The sequence below is a fragment of the Streptococcus mitis genome (assembly GCF_003942685.1).
Lineage (GTDB): Bacteria > Bacillota > Bacilli > Lactobacillales > Streptococcaceae > Streptococcus > Streptococcus mitis_CD.
In genome coordinates this window covers 1-15,230 of sequence record NZ_RJNR01000006.1, presented here as the reverse complement: position 1 = coordinate 15,230, position 15,230 = coordinate 1, and the positions used below count along the sequence as shown (strand labels likewise).

General features: G+C 36.5%; 19 protein-coding genes and 1 pseudogene. All 20 read right to left on the bottom strand.

Annotation, left to right across the window (positions count from 1 at the left end):
* Window positions 1-48 precede the first annotated feature (48 nt).
* On the bottom strand, window positions 49-2,208 hold the full coding sequence (locus D8855_RS05570) for a LicD family protein (RefSeq protein ID WP_125416463.1): 2,160 nt from the start codon (window positions 2,206-2,208) through the stop codon (window positions 49-51).
* Window positions 2,209-2,229: 21 nt separating this feature from the next.
* Window positions 2,230-3,198 (bottom strand): glycosyltransferase family 2 protein, encoded by a 969-nt coding sequence (locus tag D8855_RS05565; RefSeq protein ID WP_049511053.1) that lies wholly within the window; start codon window positions 3,196-3,198, stop codon window positions 2,230-2,232.
* Window positions 3,195-4,031: a LicD family protein gene (locus D8855_RS05560; RefSeq protein WP_125416461.1), complete on the bottom strand. Its 837-nt coding sequence runs from the start codon at window positions 4,029-4,031 to the stop codon at window positions 3,195-3,197. Before D8855_RS05560 ends, D8855_RS05565 begins: the two co-directional genes overlap by 4 nt.
* A 178-nt stretch (window positions 4,032-4,209) precedes the next feature.
* Complete coding sequence (locus tag D8855_RS05555) at window positions 4,210-4,503, bottom strand: hypothetical protein (protein WP_125416459.1); 294 nt, start codon at window positions 4,501-4,503, stop codon at window positions 4,210-4,212.
* Between the two features lie 3 nt (window positions 4,504-4,506).
* Window positions 4,507-4,917, bottom strand: a complete 411-nt coding sequence (locus tag D8855_RS05550) for a hypothetical protein (RefSeq protein WP_125416457.1) — start codon at window positions 4,915-4,917, stop codon at window positions 4,507-4,509.
* Window positions 4,899-6,122 (bottom strand): Mbeg1-like protein, encoded by a 1,224-nt coding sequence (locus D8855_RS05545; protein ID WP_125416455.1) that lies wholly within the window; start codon window positions 6,120-6,122, stop codon window positions 4,899-4,901. The genes D8855_RS05550 and D8855_RS05545 overlap by 19 nt, the downstream gene beginning before the upstream one ends.
* Window positions 6,115-6,516 carry a DUF1310 family protein gene (locus D8855_RS05540; protein ID WP_125416453.1) on the bottom strand — a complete coding sequence of 134 codons (402 nt, stop codon included), beginning with the start codon at window positions 6,514-6,516 and terminating at the stop codon, window positions 6,115-6,117. The genes D8855_RS05545 and D8855_RS05540 overlap by 8 nt, the downstream gene beginning before the upstream one ends.
* Before the next feature lie 15 nt (window positions 6,517-6,531).
* The gene (locus D8855_RS05535) at window positions 6,532-6,768 is read right to left on the bottom strand and encodes a hypothetical protein (RefSeq protein ID WP_125416451.1); all 237 of its coding nucleotides are present in this window, start codon (window positions 6,766-6,768) and stop codon (window positions 6,532-6,534) included.
* Entirely contained in the window at window positions 6,765-7,160 is a 396-nt protein-coding gene (locus D8855_RS05530; protein ID WP_125416449.1) for a DUF1310 family protein, read from the bottom strand. The genes D8855_RS05535 and D8855_RS05530 overlap by 4 nt, the downstream gene beginning before the upstream one ends.
* A 108-nt stretch (window positions 7,161-7,268) precedes the next feature.
* The gene (locus tag D8855_RS05525; RefSeq protein WP_125416447.1) at window positions 7,269-7,670 is read right to left on the bottom strand and encodes a DUF1310 family protein; all 402 of its coding nucleotides are present in this window, start codon (window positions 7,668-7,670) and stop codon (window positions 7,269-7,271) included.
* Between the two features lie 108 nt (window positions 7,671-7,778).
* The gene (locus tag D8855_RS05520) at window positions 7,779-8,180 is read right to left on the bottom strand and encodes a DUF1310 family protein (RefSeq protein WP_125416445.1); all 402 of its coding nucleotides are present in this window, start codon (window positions 8,178-8,180) and stop codon (window positions 7,779-7,781) included.
* A 15-nt stretch (window positions 8,181-8,195) separates the two neighbouring features.
* On the bottom strand, window positions 8,196-8,429 hold the full coding sequence (locus D8855_RS05515; RefSeq protein ID WP_070478348.1) for a hypothetical protein: 234 nt from the start codon (window positions 8,427-8,429) through the stop codon (window positions 8,196-8,198).
* Window positions 8,426-8,824: a DUF1310 family protein gene (locus tag D8855_RS05510; protein WP_061590263.1), complete on the bottom strand. Its 399-nt coding sequence runs from the start codon at window positions 8,822-8,824 to the stop codon at window positions 8,426-8,428. The genes D8855_RS05515 and D8855_RS05510 overlap by 4 nt, the downstream gene beginning before the upstream one ends.
* Window positions 8,825-9,037: 213 nt before the next feature.
* Window positions 9,038-9,265: pseudogene (locus tag D8855_RS11025) on the bottom strand (transposase); the annotation flags it as partial.
* Window positions 9,266-9,437: 172 nt separating this feature from the next.
* Window positions 9,438-10,748 carry an LCP family protein gene (locus D8855_RS05500; RefSeq protein ID WP_042750975.1) on the bottom strand — a complete coding sequence of 437 codons (1,311 nt, stop codon included), beginning with the start codon at window positions 10,746-10,748 and terminating at the stop codon, window positions 9,438-9,440.
* Window positions 10,745-11,593 carry a prephenate dehydratase gene (gene pheA / locus D8855_RS05495; RefSeq protein WP_125416441.1) on the bottom strand — a complete coding sequence of 283 codons (849 nt, stop codon included), beginning with the start codon at window positions 11,591-11,593 and terminating at the stop codon, window positions 10,745-10,747. The genes D8855_RS05500 and pheA overlap by 4 nt, the downstream gene beginning before the upstream one ends.
* On the bottom strand, window positions 11,590-12,066 hold the full coding sequence (locus D8855_RS05490) for a shikimate kinase (protein ID WP_125416439.1): 477 nt from the start codon (window positions 12,064-12,066) through the stop codon (window positions 11,590-11,592). Before D8855_RS05490 ends, pheA begins: the two co-directional genes overlap by 4 nt.
* On the bottom strand, window positions 12,059-13,342 hold the full coding sequence (gene aroA / locus D8855_RS05485) for a 3-phosphoshikimate 1-carboxyvinyltransferase (protein ID WP_049487312.1): 1,284 nt from the start codon (window positions 13,340-13,342) through the stop codon (window positions 12,059-12,061). The genes D8855_RS05490 and aroA overlap by 8 nt, the downstream gene beginning before the upstream one ends.
* Window positions 13,343-13,462: 120 nt before the next feature.
* The gene (locus D8855_RS05480) at window positions 13,463-14,605 is read right to left on the bottom strand and encodes a TPM domain-containing protein (RefSeq protein WP_125416437.1); all 1,143 of its coding nucleotides are present in this window, start codon (window positions 14,603-14,605) and stop codon (window positions 13,463-13,465) included.
* An 18-nt stretch (window positions 14,606-14,623) separates the two neighbouring features.
* Window positions 14,624-15,193 (bottom strand): LemA family protein, encoded by a 570-nt coding sequence (locus D8855_RS05475; RefSeq protein WP_125416435.1) that lies wholly within the window; start codon window positions 15,191-15,193, stop codon window positions 14,624-14,626.
* Window positions 15,194-15,230: the final 37 nt, after the last annotated feature.

The window sequence follows — 15,230 nt, the reverse complement described above, 5'->3', positions numbered from 1 at the left end:
TCTCCTAAATTTGACTATATTTTTAAACGTTTCTTAATCCCAATCCAGCTATTTAGACTTTTTAACAATCTTCCACAATTTAAAATCATGATGAGATACTCTTTGTTCAACTGGCGGTAATTGCATATAATCTCCGTAGTCTGAGGTCAAAATTTCATGATAATTTTTTGGAATCATAAATTCCTTACCTTCAAATGTTCCAGTAGTAACTTGTTCTAGCCATTCGCGTCTCCACACTGGTTTGTTCATATCCTTGTAGATAAGATAATCCACTTCCTCATAATCCGACACTTTACGTGATTTAGCAAGTTCTTCAATTTGTGCAACGTATTTATTTGTATTTGTGAAATAAAAAATAATAACTGAAATATAGCGTATCAGTGAATTCAGAACACTTTTCGTATTGGTGATACCTTTAAATGTATAGCAACTCAATTGACGTTTCTTTATCAGCTTTGTCATATTGTTCTTAAAATTTGCATCATTCTCGTAGCCATCTACAGGGAAAATATCTACATAAATCCCCATATTTGAATCAATGCGAACATCTTCTTCTAGCAAGTAAGTATGGTTATCCTGCACTTTCATGAAGGGATAGACATAGTTGAGATTATTCTTATAAGACATCACTTCGTAACGTTCGTCAGGATTAGCGATAAGATAGTCTTGCAACTTTTCATAATCTTCTCGTAACATACAGATATCCATGTCATCATCCCAAGGAATAAAACCTTTATGACGAACCGCACCGATAAGACTGCCATAAGCTAGGAAATATTTGACACCAATTTTCTGACAAGTTTCATGAATGTATTCCATGATTCCTAGTTCCATCTGTTGAATCTCTCTAATATCAGTTACTTCCTGATAACGAATACCTTCATCACGTTTGCAAACAACTAATCCATAACCAATAATCAACCAAAAGATAATATTAATAAAGTTAGTTGAGTACATAATCTGACTTTCAAATAATTGACCGAACAAGATGCCAAAGAAAAGAATCATAATCAACTTTTCAGAGTTCTTTTTAGAAACAATCAAATAAGTCAAAAAGCGCTTAATTATATATCCTAGTAGAAGTAGAAAGGATACTAAACCTAAAATTCCAGAACTAACAAATATCGTTACCAAAATGTTATGGAAATTTCCACCAATAAGAGAATTTTGAATCTCAAATTTACTGAAATATTTTGTGTAATAATCTGGAACATTTCTTACACCATAACCAAAAATTGGTTTCTCACTTCCCATTTTTATAGCATTTTTCCAAATATAAGTTCTACCACTAGGTGTTGTTTCTATTAGATGAAGTTCACCTGTTTTTTTTATAACTGAAGAATCCGTTTCTGCATAAGATTGTCCTTTATTTAAGTCTAATACAGTCGCTTTCCCCGAGGATATGTAAATAGAGGTTACATAACTCAATCCGATATTAGCAGCAGAAACAAGTAAAGCAGAAACAATAAAGATTAGAAATCGCTTAGCTAATTTGCCCCCGTTAATAAAGAAACTATAAAACCCAATCATTAACACTAAAGATAATAAAGCTCCTCTACTTTGCATGGTTGCGAAGTAAACTAATTGAATCACATTATTCAGTTTAAGATAGACAGAATATTTACTTCCTTTATGAATCAAATACATAGCCAAAATAATGCTAATGTATGAAAATATCGCACTAGCATTTGGATTAACAATCCCCCACAGACGTCCATTCATAACACCATAGTAATAAGATTGTTCGCCAATCTTAAATAGGATAAGGACTCTACTTACCAATAAACCAAACGCAAAAATTGCTGAAGAAAAAGATACAATTTGAACCGTATAGGCAATCCAGTCAAATAATTTTTTAAGTTGCCCTGATTCTAACATGGTAAATAATAAAATATAGGTCACCATAAAGAGGATCTCTATCACATTTCCAATCAAATGTCCAGAGCGATTAAAAATAGCTGATAACAGATGACTTCCAGCCAATAGACCAAATAAGGACAGAAATTTGCGATCTACTGTGATTTCTTTCCACTTAAACAATAAGGTACAGCAAATATAAAGTACTACAATCGCTGATAATCCCTTGTAGAGGGGATTTGCTATCTTATAAACCAGTGAACTCATACTTAAAATCGAAATAAAAACAAATAGATACGCAATCCATAGTTTTGATTTTTCAAAGTATTCATCCAATTTTGAAAAATTCATTTTCAACTCCTTCTCATGATATTAGTTTTTTAATCCAACAATTTTCTTATATAGCCATGGAGAAATGACAAGTGAGAGGATCGCTACCTTGCGAAAAGTAGTGAAATAAGCATCCTTCCATATTTCACGTCGATGCTGAACAATCCAAGTCCTCAGCTCGGCTTTCTCCTTTTGATACTCTCCACGTGAAGTAAAGATAATTTTATCGTAAACTGTGATGTACGACCAACATTCTCTATTTTTTAATTCGTGTTTTAAATTAGGAAAAATTTGTGAAACTTGAGCGATTATTTGCTTATAAACTTCTATCGTATCAAATACATACCGATTAACAGATGTTGTCGCACTTCCCTCACGATGATCATAATAATAAATCGGTTTGTCAATAAATACGCTACTACATCTTGTCTTTAGTAACAATTCAGTTAAAAATAGGGCATCTTCAGCCAGGTGATAATTTGTATTAAACTTTTCATCCGCAAGCAGGTCTCTCTTAAACAGTTTTGCGACTGGAAAAAATGACGTTCTGGTAGTCATCAGTAGTTCCTTCATGGTTTCTTCTGTCGACCAGAGTTCTGTTTTTCCAGAATGTGGAGGAAGATCTGTTACAATGCCATTTTTGATATGGTGTAGAGGAGCAATCACAAAACCTACATGTTCTCCCTCAACTGCACTAGCTAAAGTAGCTAGATAATCATTGGTGACGAAATCATCGCTATCAATAAAAGTTATCCAAGCACCTGTCGCTAGCTGAATTCCAAGATTTCTTGCATTAGAAACACCAGCATTTTCGATATGGTAAACCTTGATATTCTCATACTGATTTGCTAAATCATCACAGATCTTTCCACTAGAATCAGTAGACCCATCATTTATTAGGATTAGTTCAAAATTGGTATAAGTCTGATGAAGAATTGACTCCACACATCGTTCCAAATAGGCTTCTACATTGTAGACTGGAACGATAACGCTTATTTTTTCTCCCATCATGCTCCATATTCTCCCTTGTACTCTCTATAACTCTTATCCATATCAGCGATAACAGCATCATGATGTGGTAGCTGCTTATCTGCTGGTGGAGGTGTCATATAATCACCAAAAGCAGTGCTGAGATAGGCATCATAGCCGACTGGAACGGGCATCTCTGTCTCTTCAAATGGCAAGAAGAGATTATCTTCAAAGGATGCGATTGGGTACTTGTTTCTCATGTAGCCAGGACCGGAGCATAACTCCGTGATTCCATCGCTCTCAGCCAGACTGTACTTGGTCATTTCTTTTTCAGCTTTTTTCCAAATGCGATAACGGAGAGATTTTGGAGTCAAACCGAGTAAAATACGGCTTCCCCACTTCATAAGTGCGCCATGCTTTTCTGGAATAGTTTGGGCACAAAACAGAGAATAAATCAAGGCCCAACGAACCTGTTTTTTCCGCTCAGCTGGATTTTTAGGATAATAATCCAAAGGCAAAACATCCAAAGCCAAACCATGTGGCAAATCCAAATCTTGCTGGTAAGGTTTAATGCAGGTAGTTTCCTTGTCACGAATAGTAATAAAAAGATTGCGGTCGACAAAATCCTTGTTACTCTTTGACAAGAAATAACGCTCATCTGCATAACGAGGCCATAATTCTGCCAATTTTTCATAATCCTTACGGGACATAAAAAAATCTAGATCATCATCCCAAGGAATGAAACCCTTGTTTCGAAGGGCACCAATAGCACCTCCACCACAAAGATAACAAAGCAAATCATGTTCTTTACAAAATGCGACGAAATATTCAGCCATTTCCAGACTACGAGCCTGAATCGCTTTCAAATCACTCATGTCTCTCCTCTTCTGTTCAATAACGAGTTATATCGTTTTATTATACCATAAAAAAGCCTTAAAAATCCATCAGACACTAAGAAAAATCAAAGTTCAAACCACTATTTTACTGGTGATTCGAACCTTGATTTTTCCTGTATTAATCTCCTATCTAATTCCAATTGTCGAATATTCATCTCTACACAATCGTATCATAATCTTTTTCTTTCGTCTTCAAATTCTCAACAACCTTTGTCGAATAAGCTCCTTTCATAGTTGTATCGAGTTGACTAGAAATCATCCCTAGTGCTGTCTTTGTTGCTAGAGCTTCTGTTTTGATCTTAAAGTCACCATCTGACATCAAATTATTACGCTCATTCAATTTGATCGGTGAATAGATATGACTGATTAGTAAACGTTCTAGTCCCTTCTGAATCTCAATCATATTATTGTTCACTCCTGAGAAGAAATCATTAATCATTTCATCAAACATAAGCTATCCCTTCTTTTTTTCTTGATCAAGTTTCATCTTTCGACGATGTAAGGTATCTATATCCTCTTCTAATTTTCGTCGTTCTCGTCTATACTCAATCTCTTCTTTTTCAATACTTTGTTCCAAAGCACGCTGATTTCTTATAAATCCTATAGATACTGCTTGGCTAAAGTCCGAAGCTATTCTGTTTAATCGTGCTCTTTCCTCAGTAGTATCCACGTCCACTTGTCCTAGGTAATGCTGCATCATCTGATACTTTCTTTCCATCATATGCAACAATTGGTTCCGTTTTTGATGAAGGTCTTCAAATTGTTCTTCTCTTTGTTGGCGAATAGAACGATTGCGTTCATCTAATAAATCTAAATGGTTTTGCTTTGTTCTTAATTCCTGCCAGATTACTTGATTTTCATCCATTCTTTAAAATTCCCTGCTAACTCTTTATCATCTTCCAATTTTTTTTGGACACCATCTGCTATTTGCTTTTCTAAACTTTGAAAATCTTCGGCTAGTTTTTCTGATTTTTTGATTTTTGGATAGAAATAATGATCAAGATCATCTACGATTGTCGTACGAGATACTCCTCCATCAGAATAGGCTGTCGCCACCTCTGTAGGTGATAAAATAAAACCAAAGGGAACGTGATAAGTGCTCGCTACTATTTTCTCTGCTTCTTGGTGAGCTTTATGAACTATGGAGCAAATCTCTTCATGACCAGCATTTGCGACTTCATGCAATCCCGATGAAATCGTTAAGGCCTGTTCGGAGTCTAAAAAGAGTTCCTCACCACTCGTATAACCGCCTGAAGCCAATGCCTCTTTAGCCTTTGCATAGGAATACAAGCCACTGGAAACCTTATCCAAACCAGATGAATACCGTTTTTCAAACGATGAACGATCATTCTTAATTTTAAGACTACCATCTTCATTAAAAACATAACCGCCCCACAAGTGTTGAGAATATACAAAATCTACCTGTTGTACAGAGTCCACATGATGCATCATCCCTACAACACCGACACTATCCATTCTATTTTTAGGGTAACCTATAGGAACCAAATCTTTATCATCAACATAATTATGAATACGATACTTTATCGCATCCACACGCTGCCGCTGTTCTTTGGTCAAGACCGGATAGATATTCGGGCCTTGGTAGATATAAGCTCCTGAAATACGTGAAATGTCCCTAACATTAGCTAGGGCGTATTGAGCATTCATAGAACCAAGAGAGTGACCATAAACTGAGATTTTAGCGTTTGGATATTCCAACATTATATCATCTAAGATAGATGCCGCCGCCTTCAACTGAGAAGTCACCCCTTCTTCACCTTTCAAAATATTTTGAGCCATGGGAATATCATTTGCAAGCCAATCCACTTCCCATCCTTCATCAAATGGCGCTTTAGAACCTTCGTAAAGAACGGACACTTCAGATTGGTCTGGACTCTCAACTACGTAAACCTTTATTCCTGTCTCGTTTTCTATCACCTGACGGACTGTACCGATGGTTTCTTTCTTGCCTTTATCGTTTATGATTTTCAAAGGATCTGTTTCAGAATAACTTGTATACTCTTCATTAGCAATTTTTTGACGTTCATGATCACTATACTGTCTACTCACTTTTCCCCTCCGTTATCATTTTCTCAAATTTAGCAGAGTTTCCTCCGCCATCATTAACTAACTTTCCGCTACTTCTATCTTTATTAATAGTGAAAAATACATATAATTCTTCGTCATTATTTATATAAATTTTTAATTTGATCCCTCCCATTGGACTATGATTGATGGATTTATCATCAATTTGATAAGACTTTATTTTTCCTTTATTTGTTAAAGAAAATTGGTCCATTTCTTTCAAATCATCTTCTATGATTTTTTTGACTTCCTCACTCTCTACAATTCTCACCATCTCATCATGTTCTGCTTTTTTCATCACCTTGTATCCTCCTATGCTTAATCCAACGATAACCAACAAACTAGCTAAAACAATTCCTATAATTTTTAATAACCTCATGACATCTCCTTTATGTTATTTTACAAATATATCATGCACTGATTTACTTATAGTATACCGTAAAGATTTGTCTGGACTCTCAACTACATAAACCTTCAATCCTGTCTCGTTTTCTATCACCTGACGGACTGTGCCGATATCTTCTATCTCTCCTTTATCGTTTTTAATAGTCAGAGGATCACTAGGTTCATAGACTGAATACTCCTCATTTGCTATACTTTGTCGCTCATAATCACTGTAGTCTCTACTCATTGTTTCTCCTTTATCAGATTGTGCAATTTCCCCGAGTATCCCCCACTGGAAAAATCCACCTTATTTGTTTGCGAGTTTTTCTCTAGGGTATACCTTACATATAGTTCATTATCTTCATTTACATAAACAGAAAAATTTATTCCCCCCATAGGGTTATGTTGAATAGATTCTGTATCTATTTCATAAGACTGGATTACTCCTTTATTTGTAAAAGCTTTCCCATCTATGTAATTCAAATAATCCTCTATTATTTCTTTGACTTCCTCACCCTTGACAACCCTAACCATCTCATCGTGTTCTACTTGTTTCATTACTTTATATCCTCCTATGCTTAATCCAACGATAACCAACAAACTAGCTAAAATAATTACTACAATTTTAAATGACTTCATAGAATCTCCTTTATGTTATTTTACAAATATATCATGTTGGGATATGTTTCAGAATAACTTGTATACTCTTCATTGGCAATTTTTTGACGTTCATGATCAGTATACTGTCTACTCACTTTTTCTCTCCGTTATTATTTTTTTAAATTTAGCAGAGCTTCCTCCACCATCATTAACTAACTTTCCGCTACTTCTATCTTTATTAATAGTGAAAAATACATATAATTCTTCGTCATTATTTATATAAATTTTAAATTTGATCCCTCCCATTGGACTATGAAAAATGGAATTAATATCTATATCATAATTCTGGATAATATTTCCTTCTTCAAGTGCCCCTTTATGCCTCAGCTTTAGGTTATCTTCTATAATCTTTTTGACTTCCTCACTCTCTACAATTCTCACCATCTCATCATGTTCTGCTTGTTTCATCACTTTAAATCCTCCTACGCTTAATCCAACGATAACCAACAAATTAGCTAAAACAATTCCTATAATTTTTAATAACCTCATGACATCTCCTTTATGTTATTTTACAAATATATCATGTTGGGATATGTTTCAAAATAACTTGTATACTCTTCATTAGCAATTTTTTGACGTTCATGATCACTATACTGTCTACTCACTTTTTCTCTCCGTTATCATTTTTTCAAATTTAGCAGAGTTTCCTCCGCCATCATTAACTAACTTTCCACTTTTTTTATCTTTATTAACAGTGAAAAATACATATAATTCTTCGTCATTATTTATATAAATTTTTAATTTGATCCCTCCCATTGGACTATGATTGATGGATTTATCATCAATTTGATAAGACTTTATTTTCCCTTTATTTGTTAAATAAAATTGATCCATTTCTTTCAAATCATCTTCTATAATCTTTTTGACTTCCTCACTCTCTACAATTCTCACCATCTCATCATGTTCTGCTTGTTTCATCACTTTAAATCCTCCTACGCTTAATCCAACGATAACTAATAAACTAGCTAAAACAATTCCTACAATTTTTAATGGTTTCATGACGTCTCCTTTATGTTATTTTACAAATATATCATGTACTGATTTACTTATAGTATACCGTAAAGATTTGTCTGGACTCTCAACTACATAAACCTTCAACCCTGTCTCGTTTTCAATCACCTGACGAACTGTGCCGATTACATTAGGATTGTTATCAGTTCCAATATCAATTGGATCATCTTTCGTATACTCCGTATATTCTCTAGCAGCAATTTTTTGTCTATCATGTTCCGTATATTTTTGTATCATTTTTTCACCTTTTTTAACAATTCTGCAAGTTGAGCAGAATAGCCGCCACCTGAATATTCAATTTTTCCGGTAGTGCTATCTTTCTCTAATCCATACATCACTCTTAGTTTTTTATCTGAATTTACATATACTTTAAAATCAATACCACCCATGGGATTATGCTTAATTGAGTCGATATCAATTTCATACGATTTTATTGTACCTTCTTTTGTTAAGGCCTCACTATCTAGATATTTAAGTTTATTTTCAACAATCTTTTTGACTTCCTCACTTTTAACAATTCTCGCCATCTCATCGTGTTCTACTTTTTGCATTACTTTATATCCTCCTATGCTTAATCCAACAATAACCAAAAAACTAGCTAAAATGATTCCTACAATTTTTAATGGCTTCATGACGTCTCCTTTATGTTATTTTACAAATATATCATGCACTGATTTACTTATAGTATACCATAAAGATTTGTCTAAACTCTCAACTACGTAAACCTTTATTCCTGTCTCGTTTTCAATCACCTGACGGACTGTGCCGATATCTTCTATCTCTCCTTTATCGTTTTTGATTTTCACGGGATCTGTTTCAGAATAACTTGTATACTCTTCATTAGCAATTTCTTGACCAGAGAAAATCTCTTGTAAATAGGAAAATAAAAGAGTAGATACAAGCATTTTAGGGTGATAAGATGGCTGACCAAAGGCATGATAGAAGGCGTCGAAGTGACAATCTTCCAAGGTATTCACCACTTTTTCAATAGTAAAGACAAGATGATCTTGTGGTAAGAAAGAACTGATTTCTAGTGGTATAGTTGTTTGATTTGTGTTATAGTGAATAGGCATGGGATAGACTTTCTAAATGGTTTATTAAGCAATTCTATTTTACAAAGACTATCGCAACCATGTAAAAAAGCAACGGCAAATCCGTTGCTTTTTTTGGAGATAAGGGACTATTGTCCAAGGATCGTTATTTTATATTTAAAGTATAGTTTTTTATTTGGAATTTTGTCTTATCTTATCTCATTCCCATTTGAGAAAGTTTAGTTTGATATTTATTTTGGTCTACTAAGAGTGCCTGTCCTCCATAAACATCATAATCATCTACCCAATCACCTAGTTCTGGAACCGTTAATCTCTCAATGCCATTTTGCGCTCCATCTAGGAAGGATAAACCATTTGTCAATAAGAAACTATAGGGAACATTCGTAGAGGTCATCCCAAAGACCTTACCAAGTGCTTCTGATCCAGTAAAAAGTTTAGTTGGATCCTTGAGTTGCTGCAGAACAGCTGTCAGCACTTGCTGTTGTCTCTTGGTACGACCGTAATCACCTTCATCATCATCACGGAAGCGAGCATAATTGAGCAAGGTTGAACCGTTCATCTGCTGTTTTCCAACTTTGATAGTCTGGGTTGGAGACTCTGTTTCTGTAGCATGCAAGTCATCTCCCACCGTAGCTTCGGTTAAAGGTTGACCTTCTAAGGTTGAGAATTTGGCATCAATCGTCACCCCGTCAGGGAAGAGAGTGTCAATAGCGGTTGCAAAGGCCTGAAAATCAACCAAGGCATAGTACTTAATGTCCAAGTCAAAATTATCTTTCAATACTTGGCGAACCATTTCTGCTCCTTTTTGGCCTTCCTGTTCCCCTAGTTCATAGGCTACATTTAACTTGTTATCTGTTTGTTTCTTTCCATTGATAATCTTACTATATCCATCAATATAAACTAAGTTATCACGCATGAAGCTGACCAGCTTAATTTTCTTATCTGAGCCACCAACGTTTAAGACCATAATAGAGTCCGTTCTTGTTTCAGCACTATTTTGGCCAATCCGTCCATCCGTCCCCATAATCAAAATATTAACCCCATCCTTGGTATCTTGACCATGAAAAACTTCTACTTGAGCTGCCTTAGCATTGGCAGGTTTATTTTGATCCGCATTTGAATAGCCTTTTAGGAACATAAAAATCATGCCAAAACCGACACAGGCTAGAAGGGCAAGCAATCCTGCAAAAATGCGCCCCCAACGAATCTTACGTTTTTTGGACTTAACCTTTGGAAGAGGATGACTTTTCTGATATTTTTTTGCACGACTACGGTTACCGTAGGTTGGAAGAGGAGACTGATTGATTGGTTCCATGAAAGAATCTTCCATATCGTGATTTTCATTATGAATTTCTGGAGAAACTTCACTACCACTAGCCATATTTAACTTACCTTGCAGGTAAGCAAACTCTTTTTTCTCTCGCTCATTGAGGTAATGAATGTTCTTAAAAAGATAGTCATAACGTAACTGCTCGTGATGGCTTAAAGGATTTTCTTTACTCATCTTCTCTCCTTTCCATGGTCTGATATTGGATAAATGGGATAGGCACCCAGAACCTTATACTGGATTCCGATGGCTTCTAATTCTTTTTGGGCAAAGTGGACCAAGTCCTTATCAGCATAGTCCACATCAATAATGAAAAAGTATTCACCCAGTGCTGTCTTGAGTGGCCGACTTTCAATTTTTGTCAGGTCAATTCCTCTCCAAGCAAAGGTCGACAGAGCCTTATAAAGGGCACCTGGAAGGTTGTCCGGTAAGGTCAAGGCCAAAGTCATTTTCTCAGTTTGTGCTTTCAAGGGAATAGAAGACTTTTCAGCTCCCAAAACCCAGAAACGTGTGAAATTGGCTTCCATTTCTTGAATATCCTCGGCAATCAGTTCCAAGCCATATTCTTCAGCAGAACTTCTTGGTGCAATCGCTGCATAAGGATGGTCTGGATGTTCAGAAATAAAACGGGCTGCATAAGCTGTACTAGCTGTTACCTCGATTTGGGCCTCTGGATATTGTTCATCGATGAATTTCTTTCCTTGAGCCAAAGCCTGTGGATGTGAAAAAATCTTTTCAATCTTAGTATGGCCTGGAACCACCATCAACTGCTGATGAATAGGCTGAACGATTTCTGCAACTGCTTGAATGCGAGCCTGATGAAAAAGGTAGTCCAAGGTTTCATGAACACTACCTTCGATAGAATTTTCAACTGGCACCACAGAATAGTCCACCAAGCCTTGCTCATAGGCCTTGATAACATCTGTAATATTGGCAAAGGCTTGCAATTCCTCCTGAGGAAAAGCTGTCTGCACAACGTGGTGTGAAAATGATCCCTTGGGACCTAGATAAGCAATTTTCATCTCAGTTCCTCTATAATTTCCTCTGGGCTTAGCTTGGTCACATCCAAAACCCGACTGGCAACTTCCTCATACCAAGTCTGTCTTTCTTGGAAAATAGCTGCTAATTCTTCCTTGCTATTATTTAGAAAAAGCGGGCGCTGATTGTCTTTATCAGCTGATATGCGTTGGTAGAGGGTGTCAAAATCAGCTTTCAGGTAGATATTATCAGAATTTGTCTTTAGTAAGTCACGATTTCGCTGAGAAACGACCACTCCTCCACCAGTTGACACAACTTGGTCTCTTTGTAGTAACTCAGCTAGGACTTCTGACTCCACCTGACGAAAGGCCACTTCGCCCTTTTCCGCGAAAAATTCCGCAATGGACATACCTAAGTGTTTCTCAATCAAGGCATCTATATCAAGGTAATTAGGGTCCAATCCTCTAGCAATAGTTGATTTTCCAGCCCCCATAAATCCGAGTAATACCTTAGCCATGAATCAAGCTCTCCAAATCATCAAAAAAGCTTGGATAGCTGGTATTGATGGCTTCAGCACGGTCAAGCTCCACTTCTCCATCTGCCACCAAAAGGGCTGCGATGGCTGTCATCATACCGATACGGTGGTCTCCAAACGTATTGACTCTAGCACCGTGAAGGGCTGATTTTCCTTTGATAATCATTCCATCTGCTGTAGGTGTGATATCTGCTCCCATACTATTTAAGGCATCTGCCACTACCTGAATGCGGTCTGTTTCCTTGACCTTAAGTTCCTCAGCATCCTTGATAACTGTGACACCTTGGGCTTGAGTCGCAAGTAGAGCGATAACTGGCAATTCATCAATCAAGCGTGGAATCAAAGCGCCACCAATTTCTATTCCTTTCAAGTCAGAAGACTCAACAATCAAGGTAGCAGATTTAGCGACTGGGTCAATTTCAGTTATTTCTAGTTTTCCACCCATGGCACGAATGACATCGATAATACCTGTACGCGTTTCGTTGATGCCCACATTCTGCAGCACTAGACGAGAATTTGGAACAATCAAACCTGCGACTAACCAAAAGGCTGCACTGGAAATATCTCCTGGTACGACCACCTTTTGTCCAGTCAATTTTTGTGGTCCTTGAACTGTGATTTTCTTGCCGTCCACACTTAAATGGCCACCAAATTGTTGCAACATATCTTCAGTATGATTACGGGTGCATTCTTTTTCGATAATAACTGACTGCCCCTTAGCCTGCAAGGCTGCGAAGATCAAGGCTGACTTGACTTGGGCAGAGGCAATCGGCAACTCATACTGAATAGGTTTGAGGTTTTTCGTCCCTTTTAAGCTAAGAGGAGGCAGGTCTCGCTCAGTTTTCCCTGAAATGCTGACGCCCATTTTTTTCAGTGGAATCGTCACACGATCCATAGGACGTTTGGAAAGACTATCATCTCCAAACATTTCTACTTCAAAGTCTGCACCAGCAAGAACGCCTGAAATCAGGCGAATCGAGGTGCCAGAATTTCCCATATCCAAAGAATTTTGCGGAGCTTTTAAGCCGTCCATACCTACACCTTGAATGGTAATAACCCCATCTTTATCCTCAATATCAACACCAAGGTCACGAAAAACCTGCATGGTCGAAAGAACATCTTCACCTCGCAGAATATCATAAACCTTAGTCTCACCCTCAGCCAAACTTCCAAAGATAATGGAACGGTGGCTGATAGACTTGTCACCTGGAACGCGAATACTGCCATGCAAGTGGCGAATGTTTGTTTTTAGTTTCATACTGAACCTCATACTTGCAATACTTTTACTTATTTTATCATAAAAAGCCAGAAATTCCTTAAAAATTTCTGACTTTATGATAGTTATTTTCTTATTTTAGCAATTCTTTTCATTTTCAATTTACCAACTATCTGAAGAACCACCACCATCAAATCCACCGCCACCCCAATCATCTGAAGACCAAGATGAACTAGAACTACCAGAATCATATGAATCTGATCTATCATAAGAACTTGACTGTACTCTTTGTGAAGCATAGTAGCTTTTTTTAAGATCGGAAGTCCAAGAAGCATTCCTCACAAAATCTTTATCGTTTGGATAGAGTTTCCCCTTCCCATTATAAGAGTATTGAGAGCGATTAAGCCTATCTAGGTGCTTTCTTTCAACTTCTGCGTAGTATGCTTCTAGAAGTAATGCAGTCCAAGTATCATTAGGCAGAAAACCTTTTGAGTCTGGATAAAGTTTATTATATCCTTCGTACTGATATTGAGACCTAATTAAACGCTTATTTTTTTTATAGTCAGATTTACGTTCTTCAGTCCACGTATCGTTAGGTACAAAGTCAGGAAAATCTGGATACAGCTTACCCTTTCCCTCGTACTCATACTTAGAAAAGCGACATCTTTTTAAGTACTTGATCCACGTTGCTAAACTTAGTAAAAGAAAGAACAACAGATAGAACAATATCGGAAACGGAATGTAATCGAAGTACTTACTAAAGCCTTCATTATTTTTTAATGATTTTTCATAGCTTTTTGGAAGTCGATTATTTTCCTTCTTGTTTATGATTTCAGCTTTTCTAGACTCCGCTCTAGAAATACCTACTAGAATTTTGTTAAGAGCATCAGTATATTTCCCTTCTTTCATGTACGGCTTAGAATCATTTAGTAAGGAACTGGCCATAGAGTCAGTAAGCCAAATTGCTGCTTCGTTGGATGTTTCAATACGAAACTTTCTATCCTTTATAGCAATAGCAATTAAAATTCCACTGTTGGAATCTTGTTTCCCAACTTTCCATTTGCGTGCAACCTCATTGGCTACCTCTTCGATGCTGGAACCGTCCAGAGTATCTACAATGTAAATACCTACTTGGGTTTCACTTCCAGCATTCATACTCTCTAACGTTTCTGCAACACTAGTGGTTAAATAACCGTTAGGATCGTAAATACCATTTAAAGGACGATCTGGAACAGCTATATTAGCCGCAACAAGAGGCATAAAAAAGAATAAAGGGGTAATTAAGAGTAAAAGTAACTTTTTCATAGGAGATACCCCACAAGACTAATCAGTTAAATTGACTTTAGGGACCACCTTTGCATCTTTCTCTGCTTCAATTAACTCAGCTCTTTGGAAACCAAACAAACTAGCTATCATATTAGTAGGAAAACGTCTAATGGTCTTATTATATTCTGTTGCAGTATCGTTGTAATCTTTACGAGCAACAAACAAACGATTTTCAGTTCCCTCAAGCTCTGATATTAGAGAAGACACTTGTGTATCAGCTTTTAACTCAGGATAATTTTCTTGAACCACTAGTAATCGAGAAATGGCAGAAGTTAATTCGCTCTCCCCTTCACTTTTGGTTTCTTTATTTCCTGATCCAATCTTAGAACGAGCATCCGCAATCTTTGTAAAGATGTCCTCCTCGTGCTTCATATATCCTTTTACAGAATTTACAACATTTGGAATTAAGTCAGCTCTACGTTGAAGTGCCACTTCAATCTTCGAGTTAGCCTGTTTCACAGATTCATCTTTGCTAACAAGACTATTGTACGAACCTGCCAACACTATAATACTGATGAAGATAATTCCTACAGGAACTCCTATTAGAGCAATTAATTTTTTTGACATATTTTTTCCTATTTTCTATTGTTCATCATTTATCTAC

Excerpts from the sequence above, each read along its gene's own strand:
- D8855_RS05525 (WP_125416447.1), bottom strand. The coding sequence starts at position 7,670 with ATGAGGTTATTAAAAATTATAGGAATTGTTTTAGCTAATTTGTTGGTT.
- D8855_RS05510 (WP_061590263.1), bottom strand. The coding sequence starts at position 8,824 with ATGAAGCCATTAAAAATTGTAGGAATCATTTTAGCTAGTTTTTTGGTT.
- D8855_RS05490 (WP_125416439.1), bottom strand. The coding sequence starts at position 12,066 with ATGGCTAAGGTATTACTCGGATTTATGGGGGCTGGAAAATCAACTATT.
- D8855_RS05530 (WP_125416449.1), bottom strand. The coding sequence starts at position 7,160 with ATGAAGTCATTTAAAATTGTAGTAATTATTTTAGCTAGTTTGTTGGTT.
- D8855_RS05480 (WP_125416437.1), bottom strand. The coding sequence starts at position 14,605 with ATGAAAAAGTTACTTTTACTCTTAATTACCCCTTTATTCTTTTTTATG.
- D8855_RS05500 (WP_042750975.1), bottom strand. The coding sequence starts at position 10,748 with ATGAGTAAAGAAAATCCTTTAAGCCATCACGAGCAGTTACGTTATGAC.
- D8855_RS05550 (WP_125416457.1), bottom strand. The coding sequence starts at position 4,917 with ATGGATGAAAATCAAGTAATCTGGCAGGAATTAAGAACAAAGCAAAAC.
- D8855_RS05560 (WP_125416461.1), bottom strand. The coding sequence starts at position 4,031 with ATGAGTGATTTGAAAGCGATTCAGGCTCGTAGTCTGGAAATGGCTGAA.
- D8855_RS05535 (WP_125416451.1), bottom strand. The coding sequence starts at position 6,768 with ATGAGTAGAGACTACAGTGATTATGAGCGACAAAGTATAGCAAATGAG.
- D8855_RS05555 (WP_125416459.1), bottom strand. The coding sequence starts at position 4,503 with ATGTTTGATGAAATGATTAATGATTTCTTCTCAGGAGTGAACAATAAT.
- D8855_RS05540 (WP_125416453.1), bottom strand. The coding sequence starts at position 6,516 with ATGAGGTTATTAAAAATTATAGGAATTGTTTTAGCTAGTTTGTTGGTT.
- D8855_RS05565 (WP_049511053.1), bottom strand. The coding sequence starts at position 3,198 with ATGATGGGAGAAAAAATAAGCGTTATCGTTCCAGTCTACAATGTAGAA.
- pheA (WP_125416441.1), bottom strand. The coding sequence starts at position 11,593 with ATGAAAATTGCTTATCTAGGTCCCAAGGGATCATTTTCACACCACGTT.
- aroA (WP_049487312.1), bottom strand. The coding sequence starts at position 13,342 with ATGAAACTAAAAACAAACATTCGCCACTTGCATGGCAGTATTCGCGTT.
- D8855_RS05570 (WP_125416463.1), bottom strand. The coding sequence starts at position 2,208 with ATGAATTTTTCAAAATTGGATGAATACTTTGAAAAATCAAAACTATGG.
- D8855_RS05515 (WP_070478348.1), bottom strand. The coding sequence starts at position 8,429 with ATGATACAAAAATATACGGAACATGATAGACAAAAAATTGCTGCTAGA.
- D8855_RS05520 (WP_125416445.1), bottom strand. The coding sequence starts at position 8,180 with ATGAAACCATTAAAAATTGTAGGAATTGTTTTAGCTAGTTTATTAGTT.
- D8855_RS05475 (WP_125416435.1), bottom strand. The coding sequence starts at position 15,193 with ATGTCAAAAAAATTAATTGCTCTAATAGGAGTTCCTGTAGGAATTATC.